This window comes from Terracoccus sp. 273MFTsu3.1 (assembly GCF_000383675.1).
In the GTDB taxonomy this organism is placed as follows: domain Bacteria; phylum Actinomycetota; class Actinomycetes; order Actinomycetales; family Dermatophilaceae; genus Terrabacter.
In genome coordinates this window covers 855,023-868,434 of sequence record NZ_KB911820.1, presented here as the reverse complement: position 1 = coordinate 868,434, position 13,412 = coordinate 855,023, and the positions used below count along the sequence as shown (strand labels likewise).

The following is a 13,412-nucleotide window of genomic DNA, read 5'->3' as shown; positions in this document are numbered from 1 at the left end:
CGCCAGCGCTCTGCCAGTGCTCTAAAAGCCAGTGCTCTTCCTTATAAGAGTGACCCACGAATGGGACACCCCCGACCCACCAGTGGGACACCCATGTGACCCACTGGTGGGACACCCCCGACTACTCGGAGGGCTCACCGGAGCGGAAGATCTCCGGCAGGGCTGCGGGGTCGTTGCGGACTTCCTCGCGCATGATGTCGTCGCTCTCGAACCACCAGATCTTGATGTCGCTGGGGCCGCTCCCGCGCGAGGTGGTCGTCGGCGAGATGGTGATGTACCCCTTCTCGCGCAGCCCCGCCATGGCGCGCTGGATCGACGAGCGGGACTTGCTCATCTGCTCGGCCGTGCGGCGGACGCTGGACCACTCGGAGCGCACGAAGCCGATGAGGTCATCACCCTGCTTGGTGTAACGGCCCCACGAGTGGCGGGAGAGATGAAGCAGGACGACGAACTCCTGCGGCGAGAGATGAGGGATCTGCTCGATGGCCCACGACATCCGGTCCTCGGGGAAGGGCTCGGTGTTGTCGGGGATCGAGTAGGGGGTTCGGCGGGTGCCGAGATCGGACATGGGTGTCACTGGTCCATTCTGTGTAGCGTTTCGGTAACGATTCGTGTAATCTGATGCTGCACAACCGGTTGTCCCTTTCCGGCCGGGTTGGTGCTCACGTTCTTCCCGGACACGGTCTGGTCCCCGTGGCAGCGGTTGGTCCCCGCACCGGCGAGAACGTCCCGCGCAGGAGCCCCGGTACTTGGTTGAAGGCGTTGCCTCCCAGTCCGGGGCTCCTGCTGCGTCATCTGGAGGTCAGTCCTCGATGAGTTCCTGCTTGGTGAGATCGTCGACCTGCTCCTGCGTCAACTCGACGCGGGTCTCGCCACGGCGGGGACGGCCACGACCGGCCTTGCGGTAGGTGCCCTCCGCCTCGTTGTGCAGGTAGGGGAACACCTCGGCCTTGGTGCGCGGGCGACCCCGGCGCTTGGGCTCCTCGGCGTTCTCCTCGACGCTGACCGGCTCCGTGGTGGTGGGCTCGCCGTTCTGGATGTTCTCCAGCGCGGACAGCGCCTTGCCGAGGAGCAGTGCGAGGGGCGAGGAGATCGTCTCGGCCGCGTCGTTCTTGATCGCGGTGCCGACGTCGATGTGGTCGATGTAGCGACGCGCCTTCTGCAGCGCCTCCCAGACGACCGGCGGGATGTCGGCCTTGGCGACGTGACCGGCACCGGCCTCGCCCCACGACTTCTCCTCGGCCACCGGCTCGTCCTTGACGGGCTCCGGCTCGGGAGCCTTCTCCTTGGCCTTGCGCGTGGTCTTGGGCTTCTCCTCCTTGACCGGCTCCGGGGCAGCCACGGGCTCGTCGTCGAGGGTCTCCTCGTCCTCGTCGAGCGCCTGCTCCTCGGCGACCGGCTCCGGCTTGGCACCACGGCGACGGCGCGGAGCCTCCTCAGCGGCGGGCTCCTCGGCCTTCTCCTCGGCCTTGGCACCGCGACGACCTCGGCGAGGGCGCTCCTCCGGCACGGGCTCCGGGTCCGGCTCGGGCTGAACCTCGGGCTCGTCCTCCTCGGGGTCGCCGTAGACGAGGTCGTCGAGCGCGGCGGACAGGTCCTTGGCGGGGATCCCGGCTGCCTCGGAGAAGGTCAGGACGGAGTCGGCCTCGTCGTCGCCCTCCTCGCCCCACAGCGCGACGATGAACTTCTCGTCCGCGTCGGTCTTGTCGAGGTTGTCGACGAGCGCCTTGCTGACGTTGGTCACCTCGATGACCTGCTCGGCGTCCTCGACGACGAACTCCAGCGAGTCGTCGTCCTTGCCGTGCTTGTCGAGGACGAGGTCGTATTCGAGGTTCGCCATGGCGGACCACTTCCAGACCTCCTCCAGCGCCGGGTTCCAGTGGTCCGGACCGGCGGGGAAGAGCAGGCTGACGTCGTACTTCGCCGACTCCTCGAAGAGGCCGTCCGCGTCGGGCTCGCCGAAGCCGAGCCAGTCGTTCAGGGCCGAGCGGATGGCGAGGGGTCGCACCGGGGCGCTGCCGACGAACGCGATGGCGATGGTCTTCTTGCTCAAATCAATGCTCCTTGGTCGATTTTGGAGCGGGTTTCGCTCCTCGACAAGCATAGCCTGTCAATCGGATCGGCTCAAGTAGTTGCTACCTGACGCGCGAAATGGTGCGCGAACTGCCGACGATGATGCGGTCGATGACGGCAGCGACGGAGGCGGCGGCGACCGCCATGAGGATCTCCTCGGAGGCGTACCGGTTGAGCAGCAGGGCGATCACCGGGAGGCCCAGAGCGTGGACGATGCCCGGCACGCGGTCGGGCAGGCTCGCCCTCCCGATCTCGTAGACGAGGAAGACCGAGAGGGCGAGCAGCGCGAAGTGGAACATCAGTCCCCGGCACTCCCGTACGACGGCGTGCCCGGCTTGCCGAGGAGCCAGCCGAGGTTGGGGAACTTCTCCTCGGCCCAGCGCACGAGCGCGTAGTAGCCGCTACCCACGAGGGCACCGAGGAGGTCGGCCGTGGCACCCTCGTCGAGGTGGACCCCGTAGCGGAGGCCGAAGGAGACCACAGCGGCGACTGCGACCGGGACGACGGAACGGATGACGGACTGAAGGTACTCAGCGAGCATTCGGGCCTGCTTTCAGAAACGCGGCTGAACCGCGAACTGCGGCACAGCGGGAATGACTCCCAGAGGGCAATTCTCCGCCAGTACCTGCTTCAGAAGGTAAGACCGAACGGCGTAGTCCTCGTAGTAGTAGGACCGCGCGCCCGGGGCAGCGCCGCCCTGCTCGAAGAGGTAGTCGGCTCCGCTCAGGCCGTCGAAGTAGGTGCCTGCCTTGACTGCCTGCTCGATGAGCATCCCGGCGAGGTCCATGGTGTCGCCGATGGCCCAGTTCGGGCCCGTGACGGAGTAGTACGTCACGAACGCGCGGGTGGCCCCGCTCGGCGGGACGAGCCCGTCGAACCGGAACTCGGTCCACGTGTTCGCCACCAGCGTCTTGGTGACGCTCGCCGTGTTGCCACCGATCTGCGCGCCCGACTGGTTGTACCAGCGCACGAGCGCGTTGACCCCGATAGCGGCGGAGGAGCGGACGAGGGCACGGACGGACCACGGCACGCCCGCGAGCACGGGGAGCAGGTCCGTCCCCGAGGAGCCGAAGCCGAAGCCTCCGCTCGCCAATGTGCTGGCCGTGCTGATGGTGCCGCGCAGGAACGCGCCGTTGTCGTCAGGAGCGCCTGAGGAGATGACGGTCGGGGCAGCGCCGGACCATGCGCCGCCACTGGGGGCCACGAGTGACCACCCCGTGGAGCCCTTCGTCCAGCCCCAGTTCAGCCGGTTCGGACGCACCCCGACCTGCAGGGAGCGCGCGGGGGCGTAGGTCGTCGGTGTCGTGGCTCCAGCCTGCGCGACCTCGACCTGCACGGAGTCGATGTTGACGCCGTTGTTCTGGGCCATGCCTGCGATGCGGACACCCGGTGCGACGTACGCCGCCCGCCGCTGGGAGTTGGAGTCGTTCGGGACCGTCAGGCTCATGCTGACGCGTCGGAAGCCACCGGTGGCAGCGCCGTCGTACGCAGCGCCGGAGGTCTTCGCCTTCACGAGGACGGCGTTGGGATCCAGCGTGCTCGCGAGGCTGTAGTGGGCGAAGTCGGTGAAGACGGCCCCGGCGTCGACCGAGCCCTTGACCCCACCCGGGAGCACCGTGGTGCTGAGCGCCGGAGTGTTGAGGGCGTACTTGTCGCTGGCGTGCCCGACGACGCCACCGGTGAGGATGACGGTCGGGTCGATGGAGCCATCCGGGGCGTAGCGGATCGTCCGGGCTATCCAGCCGGTGACCTTGTCCTCGACACCGAGGGCGGTGGTGTTGGGAGCGAAGTTCTTGTCGAAGCCGTAGGAGGTCATGACACCGAGATCCCGTGGTAGGTGGACGTCTGGTTGAAGGTCGAGGACGTCGTCAGGACCGTCGTCGTTCCCTTCTTCACCGTGATGTTCGCGCCCGACAGGGTGACGTAGATGCGCTCCCCGTCAGCGAACGGCGTGCTGTAGTTGGCGATGAGGGTGGGGGTGCCAGTCGAGACGCTGAAGAGCCCCACTCGCGTGGCGAGCAGGTAGGCGTTGATCGACGCGTAGCGCAGGATGAGGCCCTGCGTGAGCCCGGGGGACTGCTTCTCGAAGGTCGTCGAGACCACACCGTCAGCCGTGCCGATGAGGACCACGAGCGAGCCCTTGGGGAGCACCGCCCCGACGCCGCCGGTCTCGAAGCACTGGCCGGACACGCTCCACGTGCCGGTGCCGTACTCGGGTGCCGCACCGCTGAGGGTGGTGGTGACCCCGGGCGCGTTGCTGCGGAAGGAGTCGTACTTCAGCGCCGTGGTGTCCTTCGACCCGTCGACAGTCGTGATGAGAGCCCCGTGGTCGTCGAAGACGTCGAGCACCGGGTAGACCGTGCGGCCCTGCGAGGCAGCGTCGATCCCCTTGGCGTGCAGGCTCACCGTGACCTGCGTGCGACCGTCGGGGTCCGACACCATGACCCAGTCTCGGGTGTTCGTGCCGGGCGTGACGTTCTGGCTCTCGCTGGCCGCGACGTAGGCGCGGCTGCTGTAGGTGACGTAGTCGCCGATGCCGTACTCGACGGTCGCGTCCCACGGCAGCGGACGCGGCAGCGGCACACCGCGCTGGATGGCCGTGGCGGGGTCGCTGAGGTCCCCTCCGGCCGAGCGCGCGCCGAGGTCAGCCGTCGTGGCTGCGGTGTTGCGGATGAGCAGGGTGTTGGCGTAGTTGACCGTCGGGTCGGTCGGAGACTGCACCCCGACGCCGAGCGCCACCTGATCGGTGGGCGGGTTGACACCAGCGGTGAAGGAGACGGGCGACCACCCGGCGACCGAGCCGTCGGCTGCCTTCAGGGTGGTGTCCGCGAGGTTCGAGACGTTGGTCCACCACGTGTTGGTCGCGGTGGTGCCGGAGGGCTTCTGCGGGTCCCCGTAGGCCCCTCCCGTCTTGGCCGCGTACAGGAAGCCGTTGAACGAAACCCGCTCTCCCGCAGGGTAGTTCACGGCCGGATCCCACGTGGCGTAGGTGGGGTGGATGAAGGAGGCGGCGTCCTCGTGGAGCATCAGGTTGGAGCCGGTGTACACGTCAACGTCCCACCCGGTGGCGAGGGTGAGGATGTTGCGGATGCCCTCGTAGGTGCCCTTCTCGCGCGCGAGCGTGCCCGCGTTGAGCACCCGCTTGCGGAAGAGCCCCGACGGCGAAGCCGGAGAGAAGGAGATGCCGAACTGGTCTGCGAGAGAGGCCAACTGGGACACGCGGTTGCGCAGCGGGTCGTTCACGAAGAGCAGGCTCTTGTAGTAGGTCTTGGCGTAGTCCAAGCCCATGCCGAGCACGGTGAGGAAGCGGCGGAGGTCGTCGTTCTCGGCCTCCTCCGCGTTGTCGGTGAGGCCCTGCGTGAGTTGGTGGTACTTCGGCAGGGAGTCGAAGAGCCGCTGGGCGTAGCCGTGGTCCTCCAGCATGAGGGCGCAGGCCTGCGCCGACGGCTGCCACACACCGGCACCGGACTTGACCCAGATGGAGTAGTAGTGCCACGCGCCGGGCGTGACGTTGGTGTCGAGGAACGACGAGCGGGCCGAGGTGCTCTCGAAGAGGATCGTGCCGTCCTTCTCCGAGGAGGGGAAGCCCTTGAAGTTCTTCACCAGCCGGAACGCGGTCCAGTCGCCCTTCGGGCTGCGCCACGAGAGGCTGATGGTGCTGTAGTCCGTGGCCTCGGCGATGAAGGGCTCGACGAGGTAGTCGACCCAGATGCTCGTGGTGGGCCCGTACTTCGACCGCCCGTAGAGGGAGATCCCGTAGGTCGCCACGTCAGAGGTCCCTCACCTTGTAGCCGTTGAGACGACCCCAGCGGACGGGGAACTTGCCGGTGTCGGGGGTGTCGTTCTCCAACTGGCACCAGAGGGCGATCTTGTCGCCCTTGTTGAGCGGGTACAGGATCGAGGCGTTGCGCCGACCGTTGGTCCACCGGCCGTCCTTGACCTGAATGGTGAAGGAGTCGGTGACGAAGGTCGAGTAGGACGAGCCACCGCCCGGGTAGCGGCGCACGTACATGTGGCGGCTGCCACGGATCGCGACGCTGCCGAAGGAGAGGCCTGCGTTGATCTGGTAGAGCCCGCTCTCCTTGATCGTGTAGCCGGTGCCGTTCGAGCCACCGGCGTAGTCGAACCACTTGTTGCCGAGCGGGACGTTGTACGCGGTGGTGTTGGAGGCCGTGAAGGTGTTCGTGTCGAGGGTCTGGGCGAGGTAGAACGCGTCGGTGTGCGTCCCTCCCCGGACAGCGCTGATGCGCGCGTCGACCGTGGCGTAGGTGGCCCCGGTGACCTTGTCCTTGCCCGGGCTCGTGCCGAGCGCGTTCTGGAGGGCCACGATCTCGGACTGGATGTCGTTGATGTGCCCGGCATCGACGTCGTCGAGCAGGTTGCGCTTCTGCGTGAAGGTCTTCACGGCGAGGGGGTAAGTGGCCATCAGAGGATGCCTCCGGTTGCGGTGACGACGAGGTTGCCGAGGGTGGGGATCTCCCAGTCGCGGCAGACGATGTCGGCCGTTCCCGTCTGGGCGGAGTCGCTGCGCGCGATCATGGGGATGACGACGTACTGGACGCCGGGGACGGACATGATCGCCGAGTAGAAGTCGGAGACCGTGAGCCGCTGTGCAAAGTCGACGTTGGCGAGGGCGAGCAGGCTGCGGATGGCCGTCTCGACGTTGGCCTTGACGACGCCCTGCTTGACGTTGTCGTAGACCTTGACGACCAAGGCGTTGGCCCCGGCTGCGCCGACGTTGACCTTGACGAAGGTGGGGGTGCCCACGGTCGGGGTGACGCCCGCGAGGACCTTGCTGTTGAGGTTGGCCTGCACGCGGTTGATCAGGTCCGTGGTGGGCTGTCCCCCGCTCGCGCCGACGATCCACACGGAGACCGAGGAGAACGCCCCGGCGGAGGCGTTGGCGCGCAGCACGCCGGGCACAGCGATGGCTGCGTCGGCGAAGTCCTTCAGGGTGACCAGTCGGCGCTGGGACCGGAAGGCGCGCGGGGCGTTGGCGCGGATCTGGTCGTTCGTCTCGGGGTCAGCGCCACCGGCGGTGGCGGTGGAGAGGTACGCCCCGTTGGTGTCCTGCGCGACGTAGACGCCCGCGAGGCTGGGGCTGTCGACGGAGATGAGGTTCCCGGCGCTGAGGTTGCCAGCGCTGCCGCTGGTCGTCTTGTAGGTGGCGTAGACGTTGAGGCCGGTGTTGGGCACCATGCCGTCCGTCCCGTCGCCGAAGAGGATCGAGGAGGCCCCGTCCGCGTCCACCGAGACCGAGAAGGTGCGGCTGGTGGAGTCGGAGTCGACGAGGAAGTCGACCTGCGTCCACTCCTCGACGTTGGTGCCGGTTGCCGTCACTGCGCGGTCGACGAAGACGCGCACAGAGCCCGTCAGGACGCCCGTCTCGGGGAGGCGGAAGGACTGGCTCGGCAGGCCGTTGGAGGCTCCGAGAGAGACCATGGAGCGCGTCCCGCCCTCAGTCACCGTGACCTGCACCGTGCCGCCGTTGGCCGGGACCGTGACAGCCGTGTCGGTCTCGAAGACCAGTCGACCGTCGATGTCGGCGATGAAGTCGGTGACCACGTCGGTGCCAGCCGGGACGACGACTGCGGGCCCGGGGTTGGCGGACTGCAGCGTGACGGTGCCTGTGGCGCTCACGCCGTTGCTGGGCTGGTAGCCGAGCATCGCGGCGAGTTGTAGCAGGCTCTCGCGCCGGGTGGCGGTGCTGAGGAAGGCCTCGTCCTGAATCCGGTCCCCGTAGTACGACAGGATGTCGCCCTCGTAGGCGAGCAGTTCGACGAGGGCGACACCGAAGTCACCCTCGCTGCGCGAACGCCACTCGGGGATGACCTGCGCCGCGAAGTCGAGCATCGAGGCCTTCAGGCCGTCGTAGTCCTTCGAGGTGTAGTCGATGGTCGCTTGGACTGAACTCATCAGCCCCTCACAATCTCGCTGACGGTGCCGCCGATGCTGATGACGGCAGTGTTGGTGTTCCGGGACAGCCCGGCGTCGGTGGTCGCGGCCTCACGGCGCGAGTACGCCAAGGCGACGTCGACACCCCCGGCGTCGTCGGCCGAAGGGGTCACGTCGATGTTCTCGACGGCGACTCCGGGCTCGAAGACGGCGAGGGTGTCGCGCACCTGCCCGGCGAGGATGCCGCCGGTCAGAGCCGTCTTGTTCTCGAAGAGCATCGAGGTGGTCGGCACGCCGAAGGCGTAGTTGACGCGGCGTTCACCGGGCTGGGTGGAGAGCAGGGCCTTCACCCTCTGCGCGATCTGCGCGTCGGGGTTCGGGGTCGTCGAGACGCCGCCGTTGGCGGAGATCCGGAAGGGGTGAGACATCTCGATGGGCATGCCTCCGATTATCTCAGGGGAACCGGTTGAGTTGTGATGGTTGACGTGCTACAGGAACCACGAACCGGTGACCGACAGGTTTAGGGCGCTGAGCGTCTGGTTCTGGAACCCACCCGTGATCGTCAGGACTCCGGCTCCGGTCATCGCGTACCCGAGGGGCGGACCCGAGATGGACGGCGTGAGACCCCGGGACCAGCCGGAGGGGCGGATGTCAGTGGGCCAACCGGTGGTGACGTCGATGTTGGCACCGTCACCGGTGGCGCTGGTGGTGATGACGCGCCCTGCGGTGGTGTTCGAACCCGCCCACGACATCTCGGCGAGCCCGTCCTTGATGCGGTACCGCGCGAGCGTCGTCGTGAACCCGGGCTGTTCGGTCAGAGCGGCGGCGCAGTCGACCCAGCCGGTGTCCTCCCACGTCGTGCACCCGAGCGAGACGATGCGCCCGTTGTTGAACGCGATGGTGCCGGAGTCGGCGACGCGCGTGGCGACGAGCACCCAGTCGTTGGGCACCGTGAAGGTGGTCGTGTAGTTGACCACGCGGAGGTTGGCATCCACGCTGGTGTTCGCACTCCCGAACGGGAGCACGTAGTAGATGCTCTCCCAACTGTTGAGCGGGATGCCGTTGGCCGTGACCGTCTTGTTGGCCGCGCCGCCAACGCCGGGGATGACGACGCCGGTGGCGGGGCAGGTGATCTCGAAGAACCCGGCCGTGGCGATGTTCGGGCCTCGGCCTAGGCCGATGGTGATCAGGCGGGAACTCCAGCGGACTTCGCCGCTGGTACTGACGGTGATCTTGCCACCACCGGACAGCATGCCTTGCGCGCGAGCGACGTAGTACAACTGGTCGACTGCCTTGCCCGACAGAGCCGTAGCACCCGTGCCATTGATGTCGAGAGACTCACCGTGAAGGTAGCCGTCGCCACGCACGATCAACTTCGACTTGCTGTCGCTGCCGAGGTCTGTGGACTGGATGACCGCCGGTGCCGACGAAGGGAAGGTCGACGCCGTCAGGGGGTTGGTGGTGCCCGACCACTGCGGCATGGCTGTGAGCGTCACCGAGGTGGCGAGGTCGGCGGGCTGCGTGGCCTGCTTCCACAGCGTGGCGTTGGTGGGCTTGACCGACCCGCGCTGCATGTAGATGCGGAACGAGTTGACATCGTCGACTCCCCGCGCGGTGCCCTGTCCGGTCGCCGGGTCAGGCAGTGGGGGCGTCGTCACGGTCAGCCGAGCACGCTGCTTCATCGTCACGGACGCGAGCACCGAGACAGGCGTCTCGTGGGTGCCTGTGCCGGTCGGGTCCGAGTCGAACCACGAGTAGCCCGCCCACCACACCGGAGAGTCGGTGCTGGCCCAGTGGATGTTGGTGAACTTCGTGACGAGCCCGTCGCCGTCGGAGCCCCACTGGTACCCCCGGAAGCCGAGGAAGGCGTTGGCCCCGGAAGCCGTGCTCCCTGCCGCACAGGACACCCCGCAGTTCGGCCCCATGGGGAAGTCGAACGCAGGCAGCCGCGCACCTGCAGCGGTGAAGGCGTAGGCGCTCTTCGTGCCCAGCACGACCCAGATGTTCTGGTCGGTGCCCGGGAAGGACATCTTCGCCGACGAGCCGTAGACGACCCCGGAGAGTGTCTCGTCCTTGATGAGCGGGTTGGTCACCGAGATGTCCGAGCCCTGCTGCGTGAACGTCGTCTCGCTGACGTCGAACCGCCGCAGGGTGAGCGTGTTGGCCACGGCGTTTCGATCCGCCATGGCGATCTGCGACTGTAGCGTGCTGGTCCCTGTCGGAGAGAAGCACCGGCCGATCTGGTACTGCCGACCGTAGTCGTTCGTCCCGTAGGCGAGGTTCGCCTTCTGGACCGGAGCCACGGTGCCACCACTTGTGAGGGTCGAGACGTCGTAGGAGCGCAGGTAGTTGACCCCGGAGCCCCCGGCGGCGGTTCCGACACCGGTCATGACCATCCGCTGACCACCGCTGGTGTACACCATCGCCATGGACGAGGGGCACCACGTGCCTGCCTTGCCGCCGGACGCGGTGGTGATCTCGGGGAAGACGTAGGAGCCCGTAGGCGTGATGACCTTGCCGTAGCCGTAGAAGCCGAAGGCCGCGAATGCCCCCGCCGCGTCGACCTCCTGATGGAACCCCGCAGTGGCGTAGATCCCCTGCGGACCGGAGAGCCCAGCGTCGTAGCGCTCCCAGTCGACGGTGAAGCCTGCAGCAGTTGCGGAGGCTCCGGTGACGGAGGCCAGCGACGTGACGGAGGCCATGGCGAAGGTGTTGCCGGTGCCTCGGAGTTCGAGGCCGTCGTTGACCGTCACGCCGAAGGCGTTGATGATGCCGCTGAAGCGGGCCATCTTGTTCGGGTCGTTGGGAAGGTCGGTGAGGATCGCGCCGTTGGCAGCGATCTGCTGGATGCCGTCGCTGCCCATCACCGTGCGCTGCTTGCCGGGGTCGTCCGTTGCGAACTCGCCGGAGACGACGATGTTCGCGTTCATCTTGCCAGCCACCAACTTGCCGACGTCGAGGTTGGCGATCACATCGCTGGAGATCTGCGTCTGGTTCCACAGGTAGGAACTCGGGCCCGTCCCGCCACCGCCGAGCCACTGACCGATTACGTTGCCGTTGCTGTCCTGCTGGAACCAGATGTCGCCGAGGACGTTGGCGTCCGTGGCAGCCGGGGCGTTCGGCGAGTACTTGCTGGTGCTCTTGCCGTTGGCCGACTGCTGGGCCAGCACGGCCTTCTGGTCGGCCGCAGCCGCGTCGGCCGATGCGGCAGCAGCATCGGAGAAGGAGATGAGCCCGAAGGACATCTGGGAGTTGGGGTCCGCTGAGCCCGTGGCCAAGACGCGGTTGGGCAAGAAGCCCAACTTCGCGTAGGCGGTTCCCGGAGGCCATCCGGCGGCGAAGGACGCCCCCGCGCCGCCGGAGACGACACCCGTGATCGTCGAGGAGAACGTCGTCCACGTCTGCGGGACAACGGTGTTCGCGAAACCGGTCATGTAGATGTACGAACCGCCGGACGTCGCGTTGGACAGGCTGGTTCCGGAGGGCTTGGTAGTGCCCGCCCACGGGGTCCGCAGAGTGATGACGTTGCCGGTGATGCCACCATCGGCCCACATGTCGAAGGCCGTGACGTTACGACTGAAGGTCTCCGTGCCCCACGCCTTGCCGAGGGTGTCGGTGTAGTCCCAGAAGATGATGGCTCGGTTGTAGGTGTTCGTGCCTGCAGGCTTGCCCGAGGTGCCGTACCAGTTCGCCGACGACGTCAGGGTGATCGTCGTGTCACCCGGGTTGAGCGGGGCTGCAAGCGTCGTGGTCGTGCCTGCGATGAACATGTAGTTGTTGGGGCCGATGATTCCCTTGACCGAGTCGTAGGGCAACGCCGCGCCGTAGCAGGTAGCAGTGGTCGAGGAACCCTTCTGCTTGGCCTGAAGGGACATCTGCCAGCGCTTCGTCGGGTCGACCGTGATGAACTCGTCGGTGTTGAGCGACGCGTTACTCCCGAGGGCAGTCTTGAAGGCACCTATGGCACCTGTAGGCGCGTCGGTCTTGTCGAAGGTGAACCCCGTGCTGAAGTTCGTGTTGTTGCCGAGCAGGCCGGAGCCATTGGTGATGATGTTCGTCGCGCGCGACTGCAGGTAAGTCGAGGACACGACGTCGAGGACGGCCCATGCACCGGAGGTCCAGCGCTTGATCTGCTGCGGGACGACGCCGTTGTCGACCCAGAGGTCGCCCTCGGTGAAGCCACCGGTGGGAACGGTGGGCGTGCCGGTCGTCGTGTAGTACGTCGTGGTCTTCTTGGTGATGTCCGTAACGGCCTGTGCCACACGGGAATCCGCTTCGATCCACTTCGTGGTGCCGTCGACCCACGTCTTGATGACGCGTGGCGTGACGCCGTTGTTGATCCAGATGTCGCCCGCGTGCTCGGTGCCCCACGCCGGGGTCGCACCGGCGGAGGGGTCGCCGCTCTGGACGTACGTCTCGGCCTTGCCGTCGATCTTGCCCTGAATGCCGGTGTTGATGCTCTGCCAGTCGATGAGGTCGGCGGTGTTGTACTTCGGCGTCACGTCGACCCAGTTGGCTGCGCCGACCGCGCTGGCCCGCTTGATCTTGTTGTTCTGGTCGGTGATGATCCACAGGTCGCCGATGGCGGTCGCGGTGGGTGCGGATGCCGCCACCGCGTAGAAGGTCGTGATCTTCGAGGTGATGTCGGTGACGGCCTGCGCGAGGCGGGTGTCGTCGGACAGGATCCAGTCGCTGCCGTTGTAGGTCTTGATGACGCGGTTGTTGGCCGTGTCGATCCAGACGTCGCCCTTGTCCTTGGGGTCGTTGGAGTCGTGCGGCTGGGTGTCCTGCACGTAGACCGCTGCCTTGCCGTCGAGTTGCCCGGCCTGCGTCGTGAGGGTGGTCTGGATGTTGGTGAGCGTGGTGCTCTGCTGGCCGAGGACGGAGTCGCTGGGCGGCGTGGCAGCCGCGACGGTGACCTGCGCGGCCGAGGTGGTGGCGGAGCGCTGGAGCATCTCGTTGACCGCTGCCACACGCACGAAGTACGTGCGCCCGGGCAGGAGGGCCCGGCGGATCCACGAGGCGCTGTCGACGTAGTCGCCGGAGTCGTAGGTGACGCCGTCGGTCGAGAGGTAGACGACGTAGCCCGCGAGGTGCACGGGGACGGACCCGTCTTGGTTCTCCGTCGGGGCTACCCAGACGGCCGAGAGGTTGACGAGCGTGACTCCCTCGGCCGTGACGACGGTGGCCGGGGTCAGGTCGAGTGCCGTCGGCGGCTTCGGGATCGGCGTCGTGGTGGAGTCGATGGTCGTCTGTGGGGTGTAGACGGGCTGCGCGAGGTCCCCGCCCTCGAAGGTGACGTAGACGGTGTCACCGACGTTGGGCACGCCGGAGGCGAACGCGGAGGGGCGAGCCCATGCGCTCTCGGCGGTACCGAGGACCTGCGGGATCCGCAGAACGATGCGGGCGGATGCCTGCGGGTCGTTGGTGCGGACCACGAGGCC

10 protein-coding genes are annotated in these 13,412 nt (G+C 67.2%); all 10 read right to left on the bottom strand.

What is annotated here, in order from left to right; all coding sequences use genetic code 11:
• Positions 1-121: 121 nt before the first annotated feature.
• The 10 genes from H283_RS0104060 to H283_RS0104015 all read right to left on the bottom strand — a co-directional run bounded on the left by H283_RS0104060 (position 122) and on the right by H283_RS0104015 (position 13,406).
• Positions 122-577, bottom strand: coding sequence for a helix-turn-helix domain-containing protein (locus H283_RS0104060; RefSeq protein WP_156022953.1), 456 nt, complete (start codon positions 575-577; stop codon positions 122-124).
• A gap of 225 nt (positions 578-802) precedes the next feature.
• A complete protein-coding gene (locus H283_RS0104055) occupies positions 803-2,053 on the bottom strand; it encodes a hypothetical protein (protein ID WP_028785316.1) in 1,251 nt (416 codons plus the stop codon).
• 82 nt (positions 2,054-2,135) lie between these two features.
• Entirely contained in the window at positions 2,136-2,372 is a 237-nt protein-coding gene (locus H283_RS0104050) for a hypothetical protein (RefSeq protein WP_020142241.1), read from the bottom strand.
• On the bottom strand, positions 2,372-2,614 hold the full coding sequence (locus tag H283_RS0104045; protein WP_020142240.1) for a hypothetical protein: 243 nt from the start codon (positions 2,612-2,614) through the stop codon (positions 2,372-2,374). Before H283_RS0104045 ends, H283_RS0104050 begins: the two co-directional genes overlap by 1 nt.
• A 12-nt stretch (positions 2,615-2,626) precedes the next feature.
• Entirely contained in the window at positions 2,627-3,889 is a 1,263-nt protein-coding gene (locus tag H283_RS0104040; RefSeq protein WP_020142239.1) for a hypothetical protein, read from the bottom strand.
• Complete coding sequence (locus H283_RS0104035) at positions 3,886-5,841, bottom strand: phage tail protein (protein WP_020142238.1); 1,956 nt, start codon at positions 5,839-5,841, stop codon at positions 3,886-3,888. Before H283_RS0104035 ends, H283_RS0104040 begins: the two co-directional genes overlap by 4 nt.
• Position 5,842: 1 nt before the next feature.
• A complete protein-coding gene (locus H283_RS0104030) occupies positions 5,843-6,499 on the bottom strand; it encodes a hypothetical protein (protein WP_156022952.1) in 657 nt (218 codons plus the stop codon).
• Positions 6,499-7,989 (bottom strand): baseplate J/gp47 family protein, encoded by a 1,491-nt coding sequence (locus H283_RS0104025; RefSeq protein WP_020142236.1) that lies wholly within the window; start codon positions 7,987-7,989, stop codon positions 6,499-6,501. The genes H283_RS0104030 and H283_RS0104025 overlap by 1 nt, the downstream gene beginning before the upstream one ends.
• Positions 7,989-8,408 (bottom strand): GPW/gp25 family protein, encoded by a 420-nt coding sequence (locus tag H283_RS0104020; RefSeq protein ID WP_020142235.1) that lies wholly within the window; start codon positions 8,406-8,408, stop codon positions 7,989-7,991. The genes H283_RS0104025 and H283_RS0104020 overlap by 1 nt, the downstream gene beginning before the upstream one ends.
• Positions 8,409-8,456: 48 nt before the next feature.
• Entirely contained in the window at positions 8,457-13,406 is a 4,950-nt protein-coding gene (locus tag H283_RS0104015) for a phage baseplate assembly protein V (RefSeq protein WP_020142234.1), read from the bottom strand.
• Positions 13,407-13,412 lie beyond the last annotated feature (6 nt).